The organism is Nonomuraea sp. NPDC052116, from assembly GCF_040680035.1.
Lineage (GTDB): Bacteria > Actinomycetota > Actinomycetes > Streptosporangiales > Streptosporangiaceae > Nonomuraea > Nonomuraea angiospora_A.
In genome coordinates this window covers 162,436-174,977 of sequence record NZ_JBFAWA010000011.1, presented here as the reverse complement: position 1 = coordinate 174,977, position 12,542 = coordinate 162,436, and the positions used below count along the sequence as shown (strand labels likewise).

Here is a 12,542-nt window from a genome sequence, read left to right as displayed (position 1 = left end):
TTCCTGCACGTGACCGTGTTGCTGTGAGCCGATCCTACGCGGCGGTCCGGCAGGCGATACATCCTCATGGGCAGATGAGGCGTGTCCGTGCAGGATGAGGCGCATGGTCGACGGGCTGGACTTCCAGATCATCAACGCGCTCCAGATCCATCCCCGGGTCCCGTGGGTCCAACTCGGGAGGATCCTCCGGGTGGACCCTTCGACGATCTCGCGCCGCTGGTCGGCCCTCACCCAGCAGCGGCAGGTGTGGACGAGCTGCTTCGAGTGCGAGCCGCGCACCGGCCAGCAGGAGATCTCGGCCCTGGTCGAGATCCGATGCGCGCCCGGCCAGCGTGGCGACGTGATCGCCGAGCTCAGCCGGCAGGGACCCATCATCAGCGTGCACTGCACGTCGGGCGCCCGCGACCTCTATGTCATGATCTCGATGCCCACCCTCCTCTCCATGGACCGCTACATCGACGAGCGCATCTCCGGCGTCCCCGGCATCGTCGGCACCCGTACCCACTACCTGCGCAGGATCTTCCTGGAAGGGTCGGGCTGGCGGCTCAACGCGCTCTCCGACGAGCAGGCGCGCGCGTTGCACCTGCTGCGGCCGTCCGAGCCGCCCGAGCACCGCAAGCCCGCCCACCTCGACGTCATCGCGGCGCTCAGCACGGACGTCCGCCGCACCGCCGCCGACATGCAGCGGCAGCTGGGCCGCTCGATCTCGGTCATCTCCCGGGACATCGACGCGCTGCTCGCGGCGAACTGGGTCAGATGGCGCGTCGACTTCGCGCACACCCTCCTGGGCTGGTCGGCGGCGGCGGTGCTGTGGCTCGACGTCAAACACCCCGACCTGGAACGCCTCATCGCCTCGCTGCGGCTGCTCTGCCACGTGCGGCTGTGCGCCTCGGTGACCGGTGAGGCCAACCTCGCGGTCTTCCTGTGGCTGCGCAACCTGCAGGAGCTGGACGAGATCGAGGGCAGGCTGTCGTCGATGTTCCCGAAGCTGCTGGTCAAGGACAGGTGGATCGTGCCGAGGATCGCCAAGCGCACGGGCTACATTCTCGATCTCGACAGCCGGCGCCTGCGTTACGTGCCCGTCGGCGGCCAGCCGGTGTTCGACGACCAGCTTCGTGCGGGCTCGGCTCGAAAATCCGATGTTTCATGCGGGATCAACGCCGATCGACGTTCATTCGCGGCGCCTTTCCTAGCCTGAGCGAAACGACCGCCCGGCCGTTGATCAGTGCGCAGAGAAAGAGGTCGTGTGGACATCGAGGAGCTCAGGGCATTCCGGCGAGAACTGCACCGCAATCCGGAACCCGCATTCGTGGAGATCGGGACGGCGGCCCGGATAGCGCGGGCCGTCGAAGACCTGCCGGTGACCGTCCTGACCGGAAAGGACGCCCACGACCTCTCCCCCGTCGTGAACTACCCGTCGCCGCGCACGCTCGCCGAATGGGCGGCCCGCGCCGTCGATTCCGGCATCCCGCCGGAGCAGGCCCGGTATTTCCAGGAGAACGGCACCGCGCTGGTCGTCGACCTGGCCGGCGTCCGGCCGGGGCCCCGATGGGGCCTGCGCGCCGACATCGACGCGCTGCCGATCCGGGAGTCCGCCGATCCGGCCCATTTCCCGGCCGCGAACGGCTTCGCGGCGGCGAACGGCGCGATGCACGCCTGCGGCCACGACGCGAACGCCACCATTGGCGTGGGCCTGCTGCACCGCCTCGCCGACCGCGACTTCGCGGGCTCACTGAGAGTGCTGTTCCAGCCTGCCGAGGAGGGCGTACGCGGAGCGCAGACGATGATCGACGCCGGGGTGGCCGACGACATCGACATCATGCTCGCCGTGCACATGGCGGGCGAACTGGGCGTCGGCCACGTCGTGGGCAGCTTCACCGGCGGCATGGCGACCCGCAAGCTGAAGGTCGACTTCACGGGCCGGGCCTCCCATGCCGCCGGCTCGCCCGAGTCGGGGCGCAACGCGCTGCTCGCCGCCGCCATGGCCACGCTGGCGATCATGGCGCTCCCCCGCTACGGGTCCGCGGACACCCGGCTCAACGTCGGCACGCTCGTCGCCGGTGACGGTGTCAACATCGTCCCGGCCTCGGCCGTGATGACCTGCGAGGCGCGCGCCACCGACGACGAGGTCGTGGACGAGCTGGTCGACCGGATCCGGTCCATCGTGGACGGCGCCGCCCGCACGCAGGACGTCGAGGCGGCGCTGGTCGTGACGGGCCGCTCCGCCACCGTGACACCCGACGACGACCTGGTCGACCGCATCGTGGACGTGGCCGGAGCGCACCCCGGCGTCGTGGAGGTGATCAGGACCCAGGCGTTCGCCGGCAGCGACGACGCCAACCTGCTCATCCGGCACGTCCAGCGGCGCGACGGCAAGGGCGCGTACCTGATGATCGGAGGCGGCAGCCCGGGCCCGCACCACAGCGCGGGCTTCGACGTGGCCGAGGAGTCGATCCCGCTCGGGATCGACCTCCTCGAATCGCTGATCCGCCAGGGATGATCACCTGAAGGCGGGGACGGTGGGCGGCAGGCCCATGAGTACGGCGCCCGCGGCGTCGTACATCGCCGGGCTGAGGAAGGCGTGCTCCTGCGGCACCAGCGCGTCGCCGAGCAGGGCGGGCAGCGGGTGGTCCTGGTAGATCGCGGCGGTGCCGGACAGCGAGACGACCTTGTGGACCACCTCTGACGCGGTCCGGGCGAGGTGGGCGGCGGACAGCCGCAGGTGCGCGTTCTGCTCGTCGCTGACCAGGCCGCCGGCGACGAGCGTCTGCCAGGCCTCGTCGGCGGCCTCGTAGAAGTAGGCGCGGGCGGAGCGCAGCATGGCCTCGGCCTCGGCGATGCCGGCGCGGTAGTAGGCGCGGTCGGCGAGCTTGGGGGCGCCGGTGATGCTGCCCCGGCCGCTGCCGACCCCCTCGGCGAAGTCGAGGGCGGCCCGGGCTACCCCGGCGGAGACCACGGAGAGCGACTGGGCGACGTACGTGATCGCCGGGTAGCGGTAGAGCGGCTCGTCGACCACCGGCTCCCCGCCGCGGATGAAGGTCCACTCCCGGTCGACCTCGACGTCCTCGGCGATCAGGTCGAAGGAGCCGGTGCCGCGCATGCCGACGACGTCCCAGTTCTGCACGATCTCCAGGCGTTCCGGACGTACCAGCGCCCCGCGCGGCTTGCCCGAGGTCAGGTCGTCGCCGGGGATGCCGACGCAGATGATGTCGGCGGCCATGCAGCCGCTGGCGAACTTCCACCGGCCGTTGACGAGGAAGCCGCGCTCCGTCGGGGTGGCCTGCTGGATCGGGAACAGCGCCCCGGCGAAGACGACGTCGGGGCCGCCGGCGTACAGCTTGGCCTGGGTCTCCAGCGGCAGCGAGCCCAGGTAGACCAGCTGGGAGCCGAAGCTCGCGACCCAGCCGGTGGAGCCGTCGACGGCCGAGATCCGCTCGATCTTCTTCAGGAACTCGGCGGGCGCCATCGTCTCGCCGCCGAACCGCTCCGGCGTCGCGCAACGGTACAGGCCGAGCCGCTTGAGCCGCTCGACGAAGTCTCTGGGGACGTAGCGCTGCTCGCGGAACTCCTGGCGACGCTCGGCCAGCTCGGCCAGCATCGCGTCGAACGCGGCGGGATCGTCCTGCGCCATCCTTGCTCCTCATGGGTCTGACGGTGTGATCCGAGGTTAGGAAGAACGCTTGCGCCCGTCAGTCGTCATTTCCTCACCTTGACGTAGGGGATATCTTCATCCCCGGCCCCACCCCGGGTGACCTACCCTGTGTCGATGCGAGTAGATCCGCGGGCTCCCGAGCTCGTCGCCGCGGACTTCGTCGCGATGATGAACGCCTCCCGGATGTGCGTCCTCATCCACGACGCGGCGACCAAGAACATCCTGTGGGCCAACCCGGCCGCCTGCGAGCTGCTGGAGTTCGGCCTGAGCGAGATCCGGCCGCTCAAGGCCGACCACATGAGCAGCTCGGCGCAGCAGTACGACCGGGTGATCGGCCGGGCCTGGCTGCAGGACGCCGTCGAGAAGGGCGCCAGCCGGATCGAGTGGCACTACCGCTCCAAGTCCGGCCGGGTGATCCCGACGGACGCGCTCGCGGTGCGGGTCGAGCTCGCGCAGGGGCCGGCGGTGATGGTGCAGTTCCGCGACATCGAGCGGGAGCAGCGGGTGGAGCGCGAGCTGCGGCTCACCACGTCGTACGTGGACGCGCTGGCCCACTACACCTCCACCCTCGCCCTGATGCTGGACGAGACCGGCACTATCAGGTTCGCGACCGACACCGCGCTCACCGCGATCGGAGCTCCGGTGGACGGGCCGATGCGGCCCTTGACGGCGTTCGCGCGGCTGCGGCTCGACGGTCGCGACGCGAGCTGGGCGGACGTCCTCGCCCGCGCCACCCCGGTCACCCCCGTCCAGCTGGAGGCGGGCCGCGTGTGGCTGGAGGGCTCGCTGGAGCGGCTGCGGGAGGAGGACGCCACCGCGCTGCTGATGATCCTGCACGACGTCTCCGACCGGGTCCAGGACCAGGTCCGCCGGGCCCGGGAGCTGCACCGGGAGAACTACCTGGCCCGCTACAACGCCATGGGCGACATGGCGATGGCGATCGCCCACGAGCTCGGGCAGCCGCTGGCCGCCGCCGCCAACTTCCTGGCCGGCGTGCACACCCGGGCCGCCCGGCTGCCGGAGGCCGGCGGGCTGGCCCAGGGCGTCGCCAGCGCGGTCAGCCAGATCGAACGCGCCGCGGCGATCGTCAGCTCGGTGCGTGCCTTCGTCGGCCATCTGGAGCAGGTGGAGCAGGTGGCCGACCTCAACGAGGTCGTCGAGGAGTGCCTCTACTTCGTGCGGCTGCGGGCGGCGCCGCTCGGGGTCGAAGTCCGGGTCCGGCTCGCCCCCGAACCGGTCCTGGTGCGCTGCGAACGGGTGCTGACCGGCCAGGTGGTGCTCAACCTCTGCTTCAATGCCGTCGACGAGATGGGGCAGTCGCCTACGGCTCCGAAACGGATCGACGTGGCCACCGCCGCCGACGGCACCTTCACCGTCGACGACCGGGGCCGGGGGCTGCCGCGTGACCCGTTCGCGGAGTCGTTCACGTCCAAGGAGCACGGCAGCGGGATCGGCCTGGCGCTCAGCCACCGGATCATCACCCGCCAGCACGGCACGATCCGGGCGGAGAGAAGGGCGGAGGGCGGGTCCCGGTTCGGGTTCACGCTGCCGCTCGCCGAGCCCGAGCAGCCTGCCGGCGCGTAGGGGAAATCCTCAGCCGGCGTGGATGAAGTCTCGATTTCGGCGCCGGCGGTCGCGGCCTAGCTTCGGAGGCAGCCGATCACTTCCAGGAGGCAGCCGTGACCGAGGCGCAGCGCCGTTTCCGTGCCGCGATGGCGAACCTGTCCGCCGCCGTCAACGTCGTCACCACCGATGGCCGGCACGGCCGGGCCGGGGTGACCGTGAGCGCGGCGTGCTCGGTCACCGACTCCCCGCCGACCATGCTGGTCTGCGTCAACCGCTCCAGCAGCTCGCACGACATCGTCATGGCCAACGGGCGCGTCTGCGTGAACGTGCTCGGCACCGACCAGGAGGAGCTGGCGATGCACTTCGCCGGCGCGACGAACGTGCCGACCTCCGAGCGGTTCGGCGCGGGCTCCTGGGACTTCGGCACCTACGGCGTGCCGGTGCTGCGCGACGCGCTCGCCTCGGTCGTCGGGCGGATCGTCACCAGGCGCCGGCAGGGCTCGCACACGGTGGCCTTCGTCGAGATCGACGCGGTCACCTCACGCCTGGACAGCGGCGCCCTGGTCTACTTCCAGCGCCGCTTCCACAGCCTCACCGCCTGACGCCGCCGGGCTCGTCAGAGCTCGATCCGGCACTGGAGGACGTCGCGGACCAGCGCGCCCAGGCTGTCCGCGCCGGTCTTGGCCTTGATCCGGGCCCGGTGCACGTCGACGGTCTTGACGCTGGTGCCGAGCCGGCGGGCGATGAGCTGGCTGGGCAGGCCGTCCACGACCAGCCTGAGCACCTCGCGCTCCCGCGTGGTGAGCGACTCGACCCGCTCGCCGACGGCCCGCCGGTCGGCGTGCTCGCGGAAGCGCCGCTCGGCCTCCCGCAGCTGTTCCTGGACGACGTCGAGCATCTGCTGCGGCTTGTACGGCTTCTCCAGGAAGTTGACCGCCCCCTGCCGCAGGGCCCGTACCGACATCGCGATGTCACCATGGGCGGAGCAGAAGATGATCGGGGCGGGATAGCCGAGCCCGAGCAGCCGTTCCTGCAGCTCGAACCCGCTCAGGCCGGGCATCCGCACGTCCACGATCAGCACGGCGGGCTCGGCGGCGTCGTACTCGGCCAGGAACGTCGCGGCGTCGGGATAGGTGAGCGCCTGGACCCCGACGCTCTCGAAGAGAAAGACGAGCGAGCGCCTCAGGTCATGGTCGTCGTCGACGATGTGCACCACCGGGCCTGCCAGGGCCGATTCAGTACCGCTCATCTTCCCGTCCTCCGCAGGCCACGTGCTCGTACTATGCGCAGCCCGCCGGATCGGGGCAATCCCGCCGGTTCGGCCAGCGGACTGGCGAGCTTGGTGAGCGGGCCGCGCCGGACGTTGACTTCCATCGGTCCCGTACGCAACCAGAAGGACGGAAAACACGTGCACCACCGCATCGGCATCCTCGGCACCGGCAACATCTTCGGCCGCTACGTCACCGGCATGGCCCGCTACCCGGAGCTGGAGATCGTCCGCGTCGGCGACATCGACGTCGACAGGGCCAAGCGGGCCGCGGAAGAGCACGGCATCCCCGCCTGGGGGGACGGCGACGAGCTCTACGCCGACGACTCGATCGACATCCTGGTGAACCTGACCCCGCCGGCCCACCACGCGAGCACCGTCATCCGGGCCCTGGAGTCCGGCAAGCACGTCTACGTCGAGAAGCCGCTCGCCGCGACCGTCGCCGAGGCGCGGGAGGTGCTGGCGGCGGCCGGGACGAGCGGCCGCGTGCTGGGCTCCGCGCCGGACACGTTCCTGGGCAGCGCCTCCCAGACCGCGCGCAAGGCGCTCGACGACGGGCTGATCGGCGAGCCCATCGGCGTGTCGGCGTTCGTCCGGCACAGCAAGGCCGAGACCTGGCATCCGGACCCGCGGTTCCTCTTCCAGCGCGGGGGCGGGCCCGTCCTGGACATGGGGCCGTACTATCTGGCCATACTGGTGAACCTGCTCGGCCCGGTCAGGTCCGTGGCGGGGGCCGCTCGCGTCGGCGCGCCGGTGCGAGCGGTGACCGCGCCGGACCGCGTCGTGGACCGGATCGACGTCGAGGTGGCGACCCATGCCTCCGCCGTCCTCGTCTTCGATTCCGGGGTCATCGGCACCACGCTGATGAGCTTCGACGTCTGGGACAGCGACCTGCCCGCCATCGAGGTCTACGGCACCGAAGGGACCCTCACCTTGCCCAACCCCAACCACTTCGACGGCGACGTACGGGTGCGACGGCACGGGGAGGCGGACTGGTCGGTCCTGCCGCCCGTCGTCGGCCTGTTCGGCGCGGTCGGCACCAAGGAGCAGGCGCGCCGCGGGCTCGGCGTACGGGATCTGGCCGACGCGATCGAGGGCGGCCCCCACCGCGCGAACGCCACGTTCGCCTTCCACGTGCTCGAGGCCCTTTCCGCGATCGACGGGCCCGGCCAGGTCGTCCGCCTGGAGAGCACGTGCGAGCGCCCGGCCCCCCGCTTCGCGGAGTGACCCCGGGGCAGGCCGCGACGCTGGGCGCGGTGGTCGACACGATCGTCCCGACCGACGATCACCCGAGCGGCACCGAGGCGGGGGTCCTGGACTACCTCGCCGGGCAGTTCGGCCGTGACCTGGCCGGTCTGCGCGCCTTCTACGAGGCGGGGCTCGACGCCGTCGAGGCCGAGGCGCGCGAGCGGCACGGCACCGGCTTCCCCGAGCTCCCGCCCGGGCGGCGCGAAGAGCTGCTGCGGGCGCTGGAGGCGGGCGACACCCGCGTGCCGTGGCCGTTCGACGCGGCGGCGTTCGTGGAGACGGTGGTCGGGCACGTCATGGAGGGCTTCTACGGCGACCCGGGCAACGGCGGCAACCGCGACGCCGCCTCCTGGCGGATGATCGGATTCGAGGTACGGGACTGATGCGGACGCGGGCTGTGGCCGGATGCGAGGTACGGGGCTGATGCGGGTGGACGCGGTCGTGATCGGGTCGGGCGCCGGGGGCGGGGTCGCCGCCGCAGTCCTGGCCGAGGCGGGCAAGCGCGTGCTCGTGCTGGAACGCGGCCGTGACCTCACCTTCGCGGAGATCGGCCGCGACCATCTGCGCAACCACCGCCTCACCCGCTATCCCCACCGCTCCGGGCCCGACTACGAGGACGGCCCGCGCGTCGCCGTCGACGCCACCGGCGGCGAGCACCTGGTACGCCCGCACGAGCCGGGCTTCCACGGCAACGCCACGCTGGTCGGCGGCGGCACCCGGCTCTACGGGGCGCAGGCGTGGCGGTTCCTGCCCGCCGACTTCACGATGGCGAGCACGTACGGCGTGCCCGCGGGCAGCAGCCTCGCCGACTGGCCCATCGGATACGACGACCTGGAGCCCTTCTACGAGCGCGCCGAGTGGGAGATCGGCGTCTGCGGCGACCACGCGGCCGGCAGCCGCCACTGGAGGCGTGCCAAGCCGTACCCGATGTCCCCGCTCCCGGAGGGCCTGCAGGCCGCCGCCCTGCGCAGGGGCGCGACCGCCCTCGGCTGGGACGTGCTGCCGGTGCCGTTGCTGATCAACTCGGTGCCGTACGGCGGACGGGCCGCCTGCACCCGCTGCCAGCACTGCGTCGGCTTCGCCTGCCCGGCCGACGCCAAGAACGGCTCCCACAACACCGTGCTGAGCCGCGCGCTCGCCACCGGCCGCGCCCGGCTGCTGCCGGAGGCCGTCGCCGAACGCGTCGAGTGCGACCCGTCGGGCCGCGTCACCGGCGTGCGCTGGGTGGATCGCTCGGGGGCCCGCCACGTCGTCGAGGCCGAGGTCGTGATCTGCGCGGCCGGCGCGATCGAGACGGCCCGGCTGCTGCAGAACTCCCCGACCCGGCGCGAGCCGCACGGGCTGGGCAACAACCACGACCAGGTGGGACGGCATCTCCAGGGCCACGCCTACGCATGGGCGCTGGGCGAGATGGACGAGCCCGTGCACGACGGGCTGGGCCCCGGCGTCTCGCTCGCGACCCTCGACTTCGTCCACCACAACGACGGCCTGGTCGGCGGGGCGATGCTGGCGGACGAGTTCACCGTGCTGCCCCTGGCCTTCTGGGCCCGGAACCTGCCGCCGGACCTGCCCCGCTGGGGCGCGCGCAACAAGCAGTACATGCGGGACAACTACCGCCGCGTCATGCGGGTGGGCGGGCCGGTCCAGGAGATCCCCGACCCGGAGGCGAGGACGCGGCCCGACCCCCGCGTGCGCGACCGGTGGGGCATCCCGGTCGCCCGCCTGTCCGGCACGACCCACCCGGAGACCCTGCGTACCGGGGACTTCATCGCCGAGCGCGCCCGTGAATGGCTGCTCGCCTCGGGCGCGCGCCGGGCGTGGGCGGCGCGGGCGCCCCTGGGCCTGCACGCCGGGCAGCACCAGTCGGGGACGTGCCGGATGGGCGACGACGAGCGGACGTCGGTCGTGGACCGGTGGGGCAGGGTCCACGGGCACGACAACCTCTATGTCGCCGACGCCTCCGTGCACGTCACCAACGGCGGGGTCAACCCCGTACTGACGATCATGGCGCTGGCATTCCGGACGGTCGAGCGACTGTGCGCCGAGTGGTGACGCCTGCTCAGGACAGCCGAGTGGTGACGTCTCTTCAGGATGATCGCGTGGTGACGTCGAGCACCACCTTGCCGGTGGCGTGGCCCTCCTCCACGAGCGCGAGCGCGTCGGCCGCCGCGGCGAACGGGAACACCCGGCGCACACACGGGTCCAACTTCCCCGCGACCACGAGCTCGGCCAGGGCCGACAGCGTCCCCGGGTCCCCGGTCCGCGAGAGCGGGCGCGCGCCGAAGCGCGCGGCGGTCTCCTCGCCGGCCACGGTGAGCACGCGTGTCCCGGCGGTGAGAACCTCCGCGACACCATTGAGGGCGTCACCGCCGACCAGGTCGAGAACGGTGCCGGCGCCTTCGGGAAGAAGCTCCCGCAGCCGGCCCGCGACGTCCTCGCGATCGTAGGCGACCGCCGTGGCGCCGAGGGATTCGACGAACGCGCTCTTCGCCCCGCTCGCCGTGCCCACGACGCGTACCCCGTCCATGACCGCGAGCTGGGCCGCGACCGTGCCGACTCCCCCGCCGGCGCCCAGGATCAGCAGCGTCTGGCCTGGGGCCGGGGCGAGGGCGGCGAGCCCCTCGTAGGCGGTCCCCGCCGCGATCGGCAGCGCCGCCGCGTCGGTGAAGCTCAGCCCGTCCGGCATGCGCGCGGCCCGGCCCTCCGGCAGCACCGCCAGCTCGGCGTACCCGCCGCTCCCGCCGGCCGTGCTGCCGAAGACCGCGTCCCCGACGGCCGGCCGGGTGACTCCGGGGCCGGTCCGCACCACGGTCCCGGCCACCTCGCGCCCGAGGACCGCGGGCAGGCGCAGCGGCAGGAAGGCCCGATGCATGCCGGCGCGGACCTTCCAGTCCACCGGGTTGACGCCGGCCGCGCGCACCTCGACGAGCACCTCGCCCGGTTGCGGCTCGGGCGCGGGAACGTCGAGGAAGCGCTGGACATCCGGACCGCCGTAGTCGATGAACCCGTAAGCGAGAGGCATGGTCAGGGACGCTACCGACCGGGCGCGGGCCGGGGTGACGGCCTGTTCCGGTCAGCGAACCGGCGCGGGAGCCGCCCGAATCGTCCGGCTCTAGGGTTTGAGCCCACCACCTGAAGAACGGTGACTCCGCGTCCGGCAACAATTCGGGCAATTAGTACGATGCCCGACACCTCGTTACACCGCACGCCCCCAGATTGTCTCGAGGAGTACCTATGTCACTGACGAAGTCAGTATGGCGCCGTCGTCTCGCCGCGAGCGCCACCGGCGCGGCCATGCTCGCCTCCGCCGCGTGCAGCGCCGCCAACCAGGGCGCCATCGGGAACTCCGCGAGCGCGAGTACCGGCCCGGTGCGCGGGGGCGGCACCCTCATCGTCGCCCAGACGAGCGACGCCGACCCGGGTTCGTTCCTCAAGACCTCCTTCGGCAACGTCGTGGCGGAGTACGCGGTCTTCGAGACGCTGACCCTCATCGACGGCAAGACCGGGCAGCCCAAGGGCGTCCTGGCCGAGTCGTGGACCCTGGCTCCCGACGGCAAGAGCCTGGACCTCAAGCTCCGCGACGACGTGACCTTCCACAGCGGCCGCAAGCTGACCGCGGACGACGTCGTCTTCGCCATCCAGAAGGTCCAGGACCCGGCCACCGGCGCGGCCAACCAGTCGATCGCCGCCCAGATCTCCGACATGAAGACCAAGGGCGAGCACGAGCTGACGCTGACGTTCAAGCAGCCGCTGCCGAACATCTTCGACCTCTTCGAGACGATGCCCATCCTCAACAAGGACTCCTACGGCGACTACGCCGCGGGCACCAAGGTCGACGGCACCGGGCGCTTCACGTGGAAGTCGTGGACTCCCGGTGGCAAGCTGGTGCTCGGCAAGTACGCGGGCTACCGCGACGCGGCGGGCACCCAGCTCGACACCATCGAGATCAACCTGATCAAGGACCCGACGGCCATGGTCGCGGCCATCCGCAGCGGCCGCGTCCAGTACGGCGTCGGCATGGCGGCCCTGGACGCCAGGACCCTGAGCCAGCAGCCGGGCTTCTCCCTCGTGACCTCGGGCGGCGCGGCCATCCCGCTGGCGTTCGACGTGACCAAGCCACCGTTCGACAACAAGGCCGTGCGCCAGGCGGTCCACTACGCGATCGACCGCGACCGCATCGTGCAGCAGGTCATGGGCGGCCAGGCCGACCCGACCAACGTGCCGTGGCGGGCCTCGACGATCGGCTACGACGCCGCCCAGGCCAAGCAGTACACCTACCAGCCGGACAAGGCCAAGCAGCTGCTCGCCGAGGCGGGGGTGAAGAACGTCTCGTTCGACGTGCTCACGCTGAACTCGCCCGAGGCCACCGGCGTCTTCCAGATCGTCAAGAACAACCTGGCCGCCGTGGGGCTGAACGCCAACCCGGTCGTCGTGCCCGTGGCCGACTACGACGCCAGGATCGCCAAGAAGGACCTGGGCGCCCCCGCCTTCCTCATGCAGAACAGCAACGGCCTGTCCCCCGCGACCGCCGTCGTGAGCCGGCCGGAGCTGCTGGCGGACGGCAACGTCTCGCACTTCAAGAGCCCCGAGTACACGAAGCTGGTCAAGGCGGTCACCAGCGCGAGCACCACGGAGGACCAGCAGAAGGCCCTGCGCGACTACGACGCCTACTTCATCGACCAGGCGTTCGTGCTCCCGCTGGTCACCCGCCCCACCCTCACCCTGCGCGCGAACTCCGTGAACGGCATCAAGTCCACGCAGATGGGCTTCCTCGACCTCAGCCAGGCCTGGCTGTCCAAGTAACCGGAG

Annotated in this window: 11 protein-coding genes; 8 read left to right on the top strand and 3 right to left on the bottom strand. The window is 71.7% G+C overall.

All coding sequences use genetic code 11. The features are described from left to right. The first annotated feature begins 103 nt into the window (after positions 1–103). Both AB0L65_RS23105 and AB0L65_RS23100 read left to right on the top strand, forming a co-directional pair. The gene (locus AB0L65_RS23105; protein ID WP_364248600.1) at positions 104–1,198 is read left to right on the top strand and encodes an Lrp/AsnC family transcriptional regulator; all 1,095 of its coding nucleotides are present in this window, start codon (positions 104–106) and stop codon (positions 1,196–1,198) included. Between the two features lie 48 nt (positions 1,199–1,246). After that, positions 1,247–2,500, top strand: a complete 1,254-nt coding sequence (locus AB0L65_RS23100) for an amidohydrolase (RefSeq protein WP_364248598.1) — start codon at positions 1,247–1,249, stop codon at positions 2,498–2,500. Here the strand turns inward: AB0L65_RS23100 and AB0L65_RS23095 are convergent, their stop codons facing one another. After that, a complete protein-coding gene (locus AB0L65_RS23095) occupies positions 2,501–3,631 on the bottom strand; it encodes an acyl-CoA dehydrogenase family protein (RefSeq protein WP_364248596.1) in 1,131 nt (376 codons plus the stop codon). A 135-nt stretch (positions 3,632–3,766) separates the two neighbouring features. On the opposite strand from AB0L65_RS23095, the gene AB0L65_RS23090 reads away from it, so the two are divergent. Beyond that, positions 3,767–5,236: an ATP-binding protein gene (locus tag AB0L65_RS23090; protein WP_364248594.1), complete on the top strand. Its 1,470-nt coding sequence runs from the start codon at positions 3,767–3,769 to the stop codon at positions 5,234–5,236. Between the two features lie 95 nt (positions 5,237–5,331). After that, complete coding sequence (locus AB0L65_RS23085) at positions 5,332–5,820, top strand: flavin reductase (RefSeq protein ID WP_355375479.1); 489 nt, start codon at positions 5,332–5,334, stop codon at positions 5,818–5,820. Positions 5,821–5,834: 14 nt separating this feature from the next. On the opposite strand, the gene AB0L65_RS23080 is transcribed toward AB0L65_RS23085, so the two are convergent. After that, positions 5,835–6,467 (bottom strand): response regulator, encoded by a 633-nt coding sequence (locus AB0L65_RS23080; protein WP_355200259.1) that lies wholly within the window; start codon positions 6,465–6,467, stop codon positions 5,835–5,837. A gap of 159 nt (positions 6,468–6,626) precedes the next feature. Here AB0L65_RS23080 and AB0L65_RS23075 point away from each other — a divergent pair, with 159 nt between their 5' ends. From AB0L65_RS23075 to AB0L65_RS23065, 3 genes are read left to right on the top strand one after another with little or no spacing between them, the layout of a single operon-like run. Further along, positions 6,627–7,712, top strand: a complete 1,086-nt coding sequence (locus AB0L65_RS23075; protein WP_364248591.1) for a Gfo/Idh/MocA family oxidoreductase — start codon at positions 6,627–6,629, stop codon at positions 7,710–7,712. After that, entirely contained in the window at positions 7,709–8,116 is a 408-nt protein-coding gene (locus AB0L65_RS23070) for a gluconate 2-dehydrogenase subunit 3 family protein (RefSeq protein WP_364248589.1), read from the top strand. The genes AB0L65_RS23075 and AB0L65_RS23070 overlap by 4 nt, the downstream gene beginning before the upstream one ends. Positions 8,117–8,156: 40 nt before the next feature. Continuing rightward, positions 8,157–9,785 (top strand): GMC family oxidoreductase, encoded by a 1,629-nt coding sequence (locus tag AB0L65_RS23065; protein ID WP_364248587.1) that lies wholly within the window; start codon positions 8,157–8,159, stop codon positions 9,783–9,785. 34 nt (positions 9,786–9,819) lie between these two features. On the opposite strand, the gene AB0L65_RS23060 is transcribed toward AB0L65_RS23065, so the two are convergent. Further along, entirely contained in the window at positions 9,820–10,755 is a 936-nt protein-coding gene (locus tag AB0L65_RS23060; RefSeq protein ID WP_364248585.1) for an NADP-dependent oxidoreductase, read from the bottom strand. A 212-nt stretch (positions 10,756–10,967) separates the two neighbouring features. On the opposite strand from AB0L65_RS23060, the gene AB0L65_RS23055 reads away from it, so the two are divergent. Then, entirely contained in the window at positions 10,968–12,536 is a 1,569-nt protein-coding gene (locus AB0L65_RS23055) for an ABC transporter substrate-binding protein (RefSeq protein ID WP_364248583.1), read from the top strand. The last annotated feature ends 6 nt before the right edge of the window (positions 12,537–12,542 follow it).

Coding starts and splice junctions, on each gene's coding strand:
- AB0L65_RS23095 (WP_364248596.1), bottom strand. CDS start 3,631: ATGGCGCAGGACGATCCCGCCGCGTTCGACGCGATGCTGGCCGAGCTG.
- AB0L65_RS23080 (WP_355200259.1), bottom strand. CDS start 6,467: ATGAGCGGTACTGAATCGGCCCTGGCAGGCCCGGTGGTGCACATCGTC.
- AB0L65_RS23065 (WP_364248587.1), top strand. CDS start 8,157: ATGCGGGTGGACGCGGTCGTGATCGGGTCGGGCGCCGGGGGCGGGGTC.
- AB0L65_RS23105 (WP_364248600.1), top strand. CDS start 104: ATGGTCGACGGGCTGGACTTCCAGATCATCAACGCGCTCCAGATCCAT.
- AB0L65_RS23090 (WP_364248594.1), top strand. CDS start 3,767: ATGCGAGTAGATCCGCGGGCTCCCGAGCTCGTCGCCGCGGACTTCGTC.
- AB0L65_RS23055 (WP_364248583.1), top strand. CDS start 10,968: ATGTCACTGACGAAGTCAGTATGGCGCCGTCGTCTCGCCGCGAGCGCC.
- AB0L65_RS23060 (WP_364248585.1), bottom strand. CDS start 10,755: ATGCCTCTCGCTTACGGGTTCATCGACTACGGCGGTCCGGATGTCCAG.